This is a genomic window from Candidatus Eisenbacteria bacterium, assembly GCA_035712145.1.
In the GTDB taxonomy this organism is placed as follows: domain Bacteria; phylum Eisenbacteria; class RBG-16-71-46; order RBG-16-71-46; family RBG-16-71-46; genus DASTBI01.
Window position 1 is genome coordinate 1 of record DASTBI010000262.1, and the last position, 11868, is coordinate 11868.

Sequence of the window (11868 nt, forward strand, 5' to 3'; positions counted from 1 at the left end):
CAGGTCGCGACGGTCGGTCCCGGCTGGACCGGCTCGTGGGGCATGGGGTTGTTCGGGATGCAGATTCATAGCTGGGGTCGAGCCTCCGCTCGTTCTTGGTCCGGTAGCTCTTTCGTAGCCGTCTTGCGTGAGCGGCTCGGAACGGTGCGCTGACCAGGAGTCGAGACGCCTGTCCGTCGCTGTCTTGCGTGAGCGGCGCGGACCAGTGCGCTGACAGAAGTCGAAAGGGAACGGGACGGGAATGGGAATCCCCAGCGAGAGGCGCGGGGGGCACATGGCACAGCCCCCCGCCGAACTCATCGAGCTTCACTGCCACAGCCTGACGACGCTCTTGGTGATTGGGGGCCAAGCGATGGAACGTCGGGCTGTGGCTATTTCTTTCCATCGCACGAGCCACGTCTCGAGCGGACCCTTCGTCACCGTGGACTGCCGACAGGAGGAAGACCGGCTCCGTCTGGCGCTCCAGGCGCTGATGGCCGATACCGCTCCTGATCCAGGGCCGGATCCGATTCGCGCCGCTTGGTCGGGCACGTTGTTCCTCGACCAGGCCGATGCGCTCTCCGCGGACTGCCAGCGGCTACTGGCCTGGTTCGCGCAACACACTTTGGAAGGCTCGGTCGGCGCCGATGGCGGCTGGCCCGTGCGCCTCGCGGTGGGGGTCGCGGGAGATCCGGACGTTCTCGGCTTCATCCCCGAGCTCAGGGACGAGATCGACAAGCTTCGCATCGATCTCGACGAGGTCGAAGCCGGCGCGGCCTGATCGCGCATCCATCCTGTCGCACCGCTTCACTCGCCCGGGCTCGACGGCCCGCCACTTCCGAGTGGCGGGCTTCCTTTTTCGGGCGTGAGACGCCGCGCGTCACGCAGCGCCTGCCGGAGCAGGAACTCGATCTGAGCGTTCAGGCTGCGCAAGTCGTCGGCGGCCCATTTCTGCAGGGCCGCCAACGTCGCCGGGTCCAGTCGCAGCAGGAAGGGCTTGCGCGCCACGGGGAGCCGCCTATTGATAGAGCGAGCCGGCGTTCACCACGGGTTGGGTGTGCTGGTCGCTGCACAGAACGACAAGCATGTTGCTCACCATGGCCGCCTTGCGCTCCTCGTCGAGCTGCACCACCTGCTTTCGCGAAAGCTGTTCCAGCGCCATTTCCACCATCCCGACGGCGCCTTCGACGAACTTCTGGCGCGCGGCGACGATGGCGCTGGCCTGCTGGCGCCTCAGCATGGCGCCGGCGATCTCCGGGGCGTAGGCGAGATGGCTGATTCGTGCCTCGATCACCTGGACCCCGGCCTTCTCGAGTCGCTCCTGGACTTCGCGACGCAGCTCGTCCGCGATCTCGACCGGCTGGCCGCGTAGAGAGACTTCCTTTTCCTCGTGCGCGTCGTAGGCGTAGGACGTCGCCAGATTGCGGAGCGCCGCCTCGCACTGCACGTGGACGAAGTTCTCGTAGTTGTCGACCTCGAACATCGCCTCGGCCGAGTCCACGACCTTCCACACGATCACCGCGGCGATCTCGATCGGGTTGCCGTGGTTGTCGTTCACCTTGAGCTTGGCGCTCTCGAAGTTGCGGACTCTCATCGACACGCGCCGGCGGGCGGTGAAGGGGTTGACCCACCACAGCCCCGTCTTTCGCATGCTGCCCGCGTAGTTCCCGAACAGTGTCACCACCTGGGCTTCGTTGGGGTTCACGATGAACAGACCGAAGAACATCAGGCTGTCGATCCCCAGCGCGAGAAGGCCGCCGATGACGGCCCACCCCTCGTGGCTACGTATCGCGAACACCAGCAGCCAAGCGGAGGCGAAGAACGCGACAGTCCACAGGAGCAACATGGGGACACCTGCCAGGGCACGAACCTCTCTTTCGCGGAACATCTGAGCTCCTCCTTTCAGCGATGTCATACTGATATCACATTGATAACGGAGAAGCCAGGTGAAGAGTTGCAGAGAGCCAGGAACGAAGAATGGAAGTGTTTGAGGTAGTTGACCTTAGCCTAGGTTCGACGGCGAGGCCGGGGCCTGGCGACCGGCGTTCTGCGGGGTGGCTGGCCGTCCGCCTGGTCCGCCCTTTCGGCGGCGTCGACCAAGGCCTTGGGGGCGCGGACCTCCATCGCCAGCAGAGCGTGCGACAGCGTCTTGCCCTGCGCGTCGAGCCTCAGGGACACGGTGCCGCCGCCACCCAGCGATTCATGGAGGAGGAAGTTGAGCGCCGTCAGATTGGGCACCTCGTGGCGCTCCACGCGACCGTGGCAAATGCCTTTGAAATGACGCTTCACCACGGCGGCCGTGAGCGTGCGGCGCAGCCACGGGTAGATCTCGGGCGACCGAGCGATGACGCCGATGTTGCACATGTCGCCTTTGTCGCCGCTGCGCGCGTGAGCCAGTCGTGAGAGCGGGACCGTGACGACCTTCGCGCTGCCTCGCACCGGTGGCGCCGAGAATCGGGGCAAGGGCGGAACCGGCGACTGCGCGAGGAGGGGCGTGGGCCATTCGAGCGTCTGCTCGCCCTCGCGGGTGACGAGCCGCGGCTTCACGCGATCGCGAGGAACCAGGGCGGGCCAGTAAGCGACGACGTCCTGCGCCTGGGGCCTTCCGCCGGTCACCGCCACGCCGGGAGGGCCCGAGAGAATGACCGCCGGGATCATCTTCGCGAACTGCTCGATCTTGTCGCGGTCGCGGTCGCGAACCGACAGCCGCAGGAGCACCTCGGAGGGATCGCGCTCGGGCGCCAGCGGCCCCCAGCACGCGGAGTGGCCCACCAACTCCGCGTGCGTCTCGATGAATTCGACGCCCAGGCGGCGCCAGAACAGGTCGGCGAAGGCGCGGGCCTTCGCCACCGCTTCGGGCGCCGAGATGATCAGCGATCCGCTCGCCTTCCAGCCGTCGAAGTAGGAAGCGCTCACCTTGAGCGAGCCGGGCGCCGGCCGGCCGCGCACGCCCCAGACGCGCACGCGATCGCGGCCCGCCTGCTCGAGCCGGATCGAGCCGAAGTCGGCGGTGACGTCCGGCGTGATGTAGGAGCGAGGGTCGCCCATCTCGTAGACCAGCTGCTCGGTCACGGTGCGCACGGTCACGGCTCCGCCCGTCCCGGCGTGCTTGGTGACCACGAACGATCCATCAGGGAAGACCTCGATCACCGGATAGCCGATGGACTCGAAGTGACGGATGCGGCGCCAGTCGGTGAAGTTGCCTCCGGTGCTCTGAGCGCCGCACTCGATGATGTGCCCGGCGACGATTCCCGCCGCCAGGCGGTCCCAGTCGTCGGCGGCCCAGCCGAAAGCATGGATCATCGGCGCGAGCGTGATGCCGGTGTCGGTGCATCGTCCCGTGACCACGATCTGCGCGCCGCTCTTCAGCGCCTCGACCACCGGCCAGGCGCCGAAGTAGGCGTTCGCCGACGAGACGCGATCGCGTACCTGCTGGAACGAAGTGCCGTCGTCCATGTGATCCAACGCGACGCCGGTGGCGTTCAGCTCGCCCAGGCGATCCATCAGGTCATCACCTACCACGGCGGCGACTTCGAGCTGGTGCCCGTGCTGCTGGATGCGCTCCAGCAGGGTGCCCCGGCAGGCGAGAGGGTTCACGCCGCCGGCGTTGGTGATGACCTTGGTGCCGTGCTCGACCAGGAGCGGAAGCGCTTCCTCGACCTGCGCGATGAAGTCGCGCGCATATCCGGTCTTCGAATCGCGGGCGCGCTGCTTCTGCATGATGGACATCGTGATCTCGGCCAGGAAGTCGAGCGTCACGTAATCCACAGCGGCCAGCTCGACCTGACGCTTGAACTGCGAGAGGTCGTCGCCCCAATAACCGCCAGCGTTGGCGATGCGGATCATGTCCGGCATGGGTTCGCGGCACGCTAGCCGCTCGATCTCGGGGCGTCAACTTTCAGCCGCGCCGTGACGCGCCTGTCGCCGCCGATTACCCTCGCGCCATGCCTTCGAGTCCCAAGCGCTCGGCGAAGCGTCGTTCCAGGTCTCACGGGGAATCCCGACCGCGCGCTGTCGTGCCACGATCGTCCGGCGGTCTCCTCAGGCCCTCGGCCGATGCCTGGCTCATTCTCGGGCTTGCGCTGTTCGCGGTGCTCGTGCGGCTGCCGCATCTCGGATGGGGGCTGCCGGTCGTCGAAGAAGAGGCGCTCCCGATGAAGAAGGCCTTTGCCATGTGGGGCTGGGATACAGGTCACATCGACTGGAACCCTCACACCGCCGGCTGGCCGTCGCTGTCTTTCTATCTGCAGCTCCTGGTTCAGCACCTGCATTACGGCATTGGCCGGTTGAGCGGAGTGTTTCACGACCGTGGCGATTACTTCGTGGCGCACTGGCTCGACCCCGGGCCGCTGCTGCGAATCTCGCGCGGCGTGAGCATCCTGGCGTGTGCCATCACGGTGGCCACGGCGGGGCGCCTGACTCTGCGGCTGGCCGGCCGTCCAGCCGCGCTTCTGGTGGGTGGCTTGCTCGCGCTCTCCCCATTGCTCGTGGAGCACTCGCAGCTCGTCATCCCCGACATCCTCGCGGCCCTGTTCGCGATGCTGGCCGTGGAACGAATCGTGTCGATCTCCGTCCGTGACCAACGCTCGGACGATGTATGGGCCGGAATCTGGATCGGACTCGGAGCGTCCAGCAAGTACACGCCACTCCTCTTGATCCCGGGGCTCCTCGTCGCTTATGGACTGCGCCTCGAGGGAAGGCTCTGGCGCAGCTCCCGGCCGCTGATCGCGTTGGCGGTTGCGGCTGTCGCGTTTCTCGTCACCAGCCCGTTCCTGCTCCTCGATCCGCAAGCGCGGGCGCGAGACGTGGCCCAACAGGTTCTCCATCTCACCAGCGGCCATCTCGGCACCGAGACTGGAGGCCTCGGCATCATCCGATACATCACGCATGTCCTGGGGCCAGGGCTCGGATGGGGCGGCTTGGTGGTCGCGATGGCTGGCTTCGTCTGGGGAGCCTCGCGTGGAGGGAAGGGGTGGCGAGCCGTGTTGTTCTGCCTAGTGCCCTACTACCTGGGGCTGGCGTTCCTTCGCACTCAATTTCCACGCTACGCGCTGCCGATCGCCGCTCCGCTCGCCCTCGGCGCCGGCGCTCTCGTGGCATGGATCCAGTCGGCTTCGCTCCCGGGGCGGGCCAAGGCGGCGCTGATCATGATCGCCGCCGTCGTGGCATGGACACCGGCGGCGCTCGGCGCATGGCAGTACCACCAGCGCCAAGGGAAGGCGTCCACACAATCGCTCGCCGACCAGTTCGTGCGGGACGCGAACCGGAATGGACGCGTGCTCACGGCCGCCGAGGTGCTGAGTCTTTCGCTTCCCACGGACCGCGCGGCGCAAGCCGCCCTCCGCGGGGCGACCACGCTTTCTCCGGAGCAGCAGCAGCGCATGATGGCCCAGCCCAAGTACAACATCGACTTCGTGCCGATGTACACCGTGCAGCCCGAAGAGGCGGCGCGCTACTACGACATTCGGCACTTCACCGCTCACGACCATGTCGTGATCACCGACGCCGTCCGCACCCGCTATCTCGCCGACACGGTGCGTTTCGCGGCTCAAGCGCGCTTCTATCGCGATCTCGATCGTTATGCAGTCGAGGCGGCGCGATTCTCCGCCGGACCCCACGTTCGCGGCGCCGAGATCCGCGTGTACCGCATGCCGCCCGAAGCCGTCGAGCGCACCGAGCAGGATCGCGGCGTGCTCGTGATCCCGGCGTTGGAGCCGACGGTGCGCATCCACATGACCGATTACATGGAGTTCAACGAGGGGATGGCGCGAGCGGCTTACTTGCGGGGTCAGTGGAGCAGGGCGGCGCGTTACTACGGCGCGATGCTCCAGGCCGGCGAGGCCGGTTGGATGACGGAAGTCGAAACCCTGCCGCTGGTCCGAATGCTGGCCATGCTCGAGGAACGATCCGGGGCCAAGGCCGCGGCCATTCACCACTACGAGAGCTATCTCGCGCGCGTGCCCGGCGATACCGCCGCCCGCGCTGCCCTGGCCCAGCTCCGTGCCGCGCCGGGGCGCGCCGGAACTTCGCCCAGGCCCTAGCAGCCCTTGCGGTTGCCTCGTCCGCGCGACGGATGCTAGCTTGGATTTCGCACGCCGAGCCACGAGCGTGCGCACGCCCCGCCGGTCCCGGCCGCGGCGCATGAATCCAAATCGAATCGAGGACCCCATGTCCGCCGTCCGCACGCTGACCCTGGCCGACGTCGCGTGGCCGCGCGTTGGTCTCCTCCGTGACACGGTGCTGATCCTGGCGGCCAGCGTCATCACCGCGCTCGCCGCGCAGATCGCCATTCCGTTGCCTTGGTCTCCGGTGCCGCTGACCGGTCAGAGCTTCGCCGTGCTGCTTTCGGGAGCGGCCCTCGGCGCACGCCGTGGTTTTCTGGCGCAAATGGTCTATCTCGCCGGAGGCGCCCTCGGTCTGCCGTTCTTCGCCGGCGGCGGCGCCGGCCTCGTCAAGCTGCTCGGGCCGACCGGCGGATACCTCATGGCCTTTCCGTTCGCGGCGGCCCTGACCGGCTTTCTGGCGGAGCGCGGCTGGGATCGCCGCTTCTTCACCACGTATGCGGCGCTGCTGCTGGGTAGTGCTTTGATCTTTGCCGGCGGGCTTTCATGGCTGGCGCGCTTCCTGCCGGCGGATCAACTGCTGATGAGCGGCCTGCTGCCGTTCATCCCGGGCGACCTGATCAAGTCCGCGTTCGCTTCGGCCGTGTTTCCTGCCGCTTGGCGCTGGGCTCATCGCCGCCACGGGAACGACGTGTGACGATTCGCTCCGTCGCCGTCCTGGGTGGCGGCATCATGGGCCGCGGCATCGCCTACGCCTCGGCGCTCGCCGGTTACGACACGCGGCTCCAGGACGTGAACCGCGGAGCGCTCGATCAGGCGCGCGCGGAGATCCATGGTCTGCTCGAGAAAGGCGTGGCGGCCGCCAAGGTCGATGCCGCGAAAGCCGCGGATGCCAAGTCGCGGCTCGAGACCGTGGCCACGATCGATGAGGCGGTCCCCGAAGCGGATCTGGTCATCGAGGCAGTTCCCGAGAACATGAGCCTCAAGCTCGAGATCTTCGAGAAGCTCGATCACCTCACGCCTTCCGCAGCGCTGCTCGCCACGAACACCTCATCGCTTTCGATCACCGAGATGGCCGGCGCCACGAGGCGCCCCGGCCAGGTGCTCGGCATGCACTTCTTCAATCCGGTTCACCGCATGAAGCTGCTGGAAGTGGTGCGTGGACTGGAGACTCATGACGCGGCCATCGCGGCCGCCATCGAAGTCGGCGAGCGCATGGGCAAGGAGTGCGTGGTGGTGCGTGAGTCGCCCGGCTTCGTGACCTCGCGCATCAACGCGATGATCGGGAACGAGGCCTTCTACATGTTGCAGGAAGGCGTGGCGAGCGCGCGCGACATCGACAAGGCGCTGAAGCTCGGCTTGAACCACCCGATGGGTCCATTCGAGCTCGTGGATCTGGTCGGGCTCGATACCAGGCTTTCGATCCTGCGCTTTCTGCACCGGACGCTCGGGGAGAAGTTCCGCCCCTGCCCGTTGCTGGAGCAATACGTGGCCGCGGGCCGCACCGGCCGGAAGAGCGGCCGTGGTGTCTACGACTACTCCTCGACATGACACCGGCGCGCAAGAAGAAGGCAACGCGAAAGGTGTCCAGGACTTCGCCCCGGCGCAAGGCCAAGCCCGCCCTGCGGGTGGTCCGTGCTCCACGCGCGAAGCGCGCGGTGGGCGCCGCTGCGGCGTCGTTCCCGCAACGCGCCGGCGCATCGGCCAAGCAGCTATTGATGTTCGAGCTGATTCGCGCCCGCGCGGCATTCCTCGCGGCGATCCATGGGCTCAGCGCGGCTTCCGCCAACGAGCCGATGGGCGAGGGGCGATGGAGCGCCCGCGAGACGGTGCTCCACCTGATCACGCGCGATCAGGCGCGGCTGCGCGAGAGCGAATCCACCCGCCATGGCCAGGAGGCCTCGTGGAAGGGGGTCGAGGAGCCCGCGATGGGAATCCTCAACGCCGAGCTGATGGCGCCGCTGCGCCACCTGGATTGGGAGGACGCGCTGCGCGCGCTCCATCGCGTTCGCGAACAGCTCATGGAAGAAATCGAGAGCGTCGCCGAGGACCCGGCCGAAATGTGGAGCTCCGAGCATCCGTTCGGCTGGATGCTCCACGTGCTGCCGCCTCACGACCGCCATCACGCCGACATGATCAAGCGCTGGCGCCTCGCGCGCGCGCGCTAGCGGAGGTTCCATCCATGACCGACACGCTCGCGCCGGTGCAGCCGGCCCGGCTCATCATCAACGGTGAAACCGTCGACGCCGCCTCGGGCGAGACGTTCACGACCTACAATCCCGCCACCGAAGAGCCGATCTGCGCGGTCGCCAAAGCCGGTCCGGAAGACGTGGATCGAGCGGTCAAGGCGGCGCGCGCGGCATTCGAGAGCGGGCCCTGGCCGCGCATGCGCCCGGCCGAGCGCCAGCGCATCCTGTGGAAGCTCGGCGACCTGATTCTCGCGCATGCCGACGAGATCGCGCGGCTCGAGACCATGGACAACGGCAAGCCCATTTTCGAGTCGCGCCAGGTGGACATCCCCACGGTCGCCGGGTGCTTCCACTACTTCGCGGGCTGGGCCACCAAGCTCGGCGGCGAGACCGTGCCGGTGAACCCCGGCTACCTCACCTACACACTGCGCGAGCCGGTCGGTGTGGTGGGCGCGATCATCCCCTGGAACTTCCCGATGATCATGGTGGGCTGGAAGGCGGCGCCCGCGCTGGCCGCCGGCAACTGCGTGGTGCTCAAGCCCGCCGCCGAGACGCCGCTCACCGCGGTGCGCATCGGCCAGCTGGCCCTGGAGGCCGGTCTTCCTCCGGGGGTGTTCAACGTGCTGCCCGGACCCGGCTCGAGCGCGGGTGCTGCGCTGGTGCGACACCCGGGGGTGGACAAGATCACCTTCACCGGCTCGACGGAAGTGGGCCGGCAGATCATGCGCGAGTGCGCGGACTCGGTGAAGAAGGTCACGCTCGAGCTGGGCGGCAAGTCTCCGAACATCGTCTTCGCCGATGCCGACCTCGATGCCGCCGTGCGCGGCGCCTACAACGGAATCTTCTACGGCAAGGGCGAGGTGTGCGCCGCGGGCTCGCGGCTGCTGGTAGAGAAGAGCGCCCACGACGAGGTGCTGGCGAAGCTCACGGAGCGCACGCAGAAGCTGACCCCAGCCGATCCGCTCGATCCCAAGACGCGGATGGGAGCGCTGGTCAACGAGTCGCAGATGAAGAAGGTCCTCGGCTACGTCGAAGCGGGCGTGGGCGAGGGAGCGCGGATCGCCGCCGGCGGCAAGCGCCAGCCGGTCAACGGCAAGGGCTGGTTCGTCCAGCCCACTCTTCTCGCCGGCGTCGAAAACCACATGCGCGTCGCGCAGGAGGAGATCTTCGGACCGGTGCTGAGCGTGATCCCGTTCGAAGGGGTCGATGACGGTGTGGCCAAGGCCAACGACATCTTCTACGGCCTCGCCGCGGGCGTGTGGACCCGAGACGTGAAAAAGGCTCACACGGTGGCGCGCCGCCTGGCGGCGGGCACGGTGTGGGTCAACCTTTACAACTTCTACGATCCCGGCATGCCCTTCGGCGGCGTCAAGGGATCCGGCTTCGGCCGCGATCTCGGCGCCGACAGCCTGCGCGAATACACGCAGGTGAAGAGCGTGTGGGTGAATCTCGAATAGAGGCCAGCATGCTTCGTCTCATGGAAGTGCTGCTGTACACGTCCGACATGAAGCGCATGCGCGCTTTCTACGAGCGCGAGATCGGGCTCCGCCACGATACGGCGGAAGCCAATTGGACTTCGTATCCGACTCGCGGCGCGTTGCTCGCGCTGCGGCCGGTGTCGCAGGGACACCCGCCCCACGCCGAGATCACGTTTGCCACCGAGGATCTCGAGTCCGCGCTCCGCACGCTCGCCGATCGGGGCGTGAAGATGACCGGCCAGATCCAGATGCACGGCTGGGGCCGTCTCGCGCGGTTCGTCGATCCGGAGGGAAATGCGCTGGCGGTCGCGCAGCCGACGCAACCGATTCCGATGGGCGATGGCCTTCGGCTGGGCTCCGCGGTGATCCACACCCGCGATCTCGCGGCGGCCAAGGCGTTCTACCACCACGTGCTCGGTCTCAAGATCCTGGTCGATTCGCCGTGGTGGGTGGAATTCGATGGCGGCGCCGCTTCACTGGCTCTGCGACCGCGCGCCGAAGGTGGAGAGGAGAAGGACGGCCCGGGACTCTCATTCGGCTTTCGCATGAGCGGATTGATGGATTGGGCGGAGGAAGCCCGCGAGCGCGGGCTGCACTTCGCCACGGCGCCGCGCGACGAGGACTGGGGGACTTTCGCGGACACGAATGATCCCGACGGCAACGAAGTGCGCTTCTACGAGCCGTCCGGCGAGCCGACCCTCGAAGAGGAGCTGGCGGAAGGATACGAGGACGACGGCGCTCCGCATCAGACCGCGATCCGCAAGCCGCTGAAGAAAGCCTCCAAGGCGGCGAGCCTGGTGGCCATCAAGCCTCGATATCGCTCCAAGGCGAAGCCCGTCCGCAAGCGGCCTTCGGCCACGACGACGCGGGTGGCGTCGGTGCGCGGCGCAGGTCCCGATCGCACGCGCGCCACGCCCAAGCGCACGGGGGACGAGAAGAAGGCGAAGGGCAAGCCGGCGATCGGCCGCTTGCGGAAAGCGGAACGCCGCTCGGTGGTGCGCAAGAAGACCGCGGTGGCCACCGCCAGCAAGGGCCGGCCCGTGAAACGGGCTGCGGCACGCAAACCGAAGCGAGGCCGCCAGCGGTGAGCGAGCCCCGCGTCCTGCTGGCTGGTGCGACGCGCACTCCGATCGGCAACTTCGGCGGCGCGCTCGCGTCTTCTTCGGCCGCCGAGCTCGGGGGCCTGGCCGCGCGGGCGGCGCTCGAGCGTGCCGGGATCTCCGGCGAGGCCGTCGACGAAGCGATCGTCGGTCACGCGCGGCAGGCGGGTAACGGACCCAATGTCGCGCGCCAGATCGTCCGGCGCGCCGGCCTTCCCGACTCGGTGCCGGCCTTCACCATCCACAAGGCCTGCGCCTCGGGCATGCAGGCGGTGGTGAGCGGCGCCCAGAGCGTGAAGCTCGGCGACAGCCACGTCGTGCTGGCGGGAGGCACCGAGCACATGTCGAGCATTCCCTTCCTCGCCATGGATGTGCGCTGGGGAAAGAAGCTCGGCGACGAGCCGCTGGTGGACGCCATGTTTCGCGACGGCTACCTGTGCCCGCTCTGCGATCAGTTGATGGGCGAGACGGCCGAAACGCTGGCCACCGAGTTCAAGATCTCTCGTGAAGAGCAGGACCGTTATGCCATGGAGAGCAATCGGCGCGCGGCGCGGGCGTGGGACGAGGGACGTTTCACGAAGGAAGTGGTGAGCGTGACCGTCGGCACGGGGCGCAAGGCCGCCACCATCGAGCGCGACGAGCACTTCCGCTCCGACTCGACCTTCGAGGAGATGGCGAAGCTCCGGCCCGTCTTCAGGAAGGACGGCACGATCACGGCGGCCAACGCTTCGGCGATCACCGACGGCGCCGCCGCGATGGTCGTGCTGTCCGAAGAGGCCGCCAAGCGTCTCGGCGTGGAGCCGCAGGCCGCGCTGATCGGCTATGCCTCGGTCGCGATCGATCCCGCCCGCATGGGAATCAGTCCGGTGCCGGCGACGCGCAAGCTGCTCGAGAAGCACCGGCTCACGCTGGACCAGATCGACGTCGTGGAGCTGAACGAGGCGTTTGCCGCGCAGGTGCTTTCCTGCGACCGGGAGCTCCGCTTCGATCGGGAAAGGCTCAATGTGAACGGCGGCGCCATCTCGCTCGGCCACCCGACCGGCATGAGCGGGAACCGGAT

11 protein-coding genes are annotated in these 11868 nt (G+C 67.6%); 8 read left to right on the plus strand and 3 right to left on the minus strand.

Annotated elements, in window-relative coordinates:
• Positions 1-274: 274 nt before the first annotated feature.
• Positions 275-760, plus strand: coding sequence for a sigma 54-interacting transcriptional regulator (locus tag VFQ05_18405; GenBank protein HET9328742.1), 486 nt, complete (start codon positions 275-277; stop codon positions 758-760).
• A gap of 26 nt (positions 761-786) precedes the next feature.
• Here the strand turns inward: VFQ05_18405 and VFQ05_18410 are convergent, their stop codons facing one another.
• From VFQ05_18410 to VFQ05_18420, 3 genes are all read right to left on the minus strand, one after another.
• Positions 787-1005, minus strand: a complete 219-nt coding sequence (locus tag VFQ05_18410; protein ID HET9328743.1) for a hypothetical protein — start codon at positions 1003-1005, stop codon at positions 787-789.
• A complete protein-coding gene (locus VFQ05_18415) occupies positions 998-1867 on the minus strand; it encodes an SPFH domain-containing protein (GenBank protein HET9328744.1) in 870 nt (289 codons plus the stop codon). The genes VFQ05_18410 and VFQ05_18415 overlap by 8 nt, the downstream gene beginning before the upstream one ends.
• Before the next feature lie 119 nt (positions 1868-1986).
• On the minus strand, positions 1987-3834 hold the full coding sequence (locus VFQ05_18420) for an acyclic terpene utilization AtuA family protein (protein HET9328745.1): 1848 nt from the start codon (positions 3832-3834) through the stop codon (positions 1987-1989).
• 161 nt (positions 3835-3995) lie between these two features.
• Between VFQ05_18420 and VFQ05_18425 the strand changes: the two genes are divergently transcribed.
• From VFQ05_18425 to VFQ05_18455, 7 genes are all read left to right on the plus strand, one after another.
• The gene (locus VFQ05_18425; protein HET9328746.1) at positions 3996-6020 is read left to right on the plus strand and encodes a glycosyltransferase family 39 protein; all 2025 of its coding nucleotides are present in this window, start codon (positions 3996-3998) and stop codon (positions 6018-6020) included.
• A gap of 127 nt (positions 6021-6147) precedes the next feature.
• Entirely contained in the window at positions 6148-6738 is a 591-nt protein-coding gene (locus VFQ05_18430) for a biotin transporter BioY (GenBank protein ID HET9328747.1), read from the plus strand.
• Positions 6735-7592, plus strand: a complete 858-nt coding sequence (locus VFQ05_18435; GenBank protein HET9328748.1) for a 3-hydroxyacyl-CoA dehydrogenase — start codon at positions 6735-6737, stop codon at positions 7590-7592. The genes VFQ05_18430 and VFQ05_18435 overlap by 4 nt, the downstream gene beginning before the upstream one ends.
• 32 nt (positions 7593-7624) lie before the next feature.
• On the plus strand, positions 7625-8209 hold the full coding sequence (locus tag VFQ05_18440; protein HET9328749.1) for a DinB family protein: 585 nt from the start codon (positions 7625-7627) through the stop codon (positions 8207-8209).
• A 14-nt stretch (positions 8210-8223) separates the two neighbouring features.
• Positions 8224-9687: an aldehyde dehydrogenase family protein gene (locus tag VFQ05_18445; GenBank protein ID HET9328750.1), complete on the plus strand. Its 1464-nt coding sequence runs from the start codon at positions 8224-8226 to the stop codon at positions 9685-9687.
• Positions 9688-9695: 8 nt separating this feature from the next.
• Positions 9696-10796, plus strand: coding sequence for a VOC family protein (locus tag VFQ05_18450; protein ID HET9328751.1), 1101 nt, complete (start codon positions 9696-9698; stop codon positions 10794-10796).
• Positions 10793-11868, plus strand: a 1076-nt coding sequence (locus VFQ05_18455; GenBank protein HET9328752.1) for a thiolase family protein, incomplete at its 3' end; no start/stop codon positions are given. The genes VFQ05_18450 and VFQ05_18455, both read left to right, overlap by 4 nt.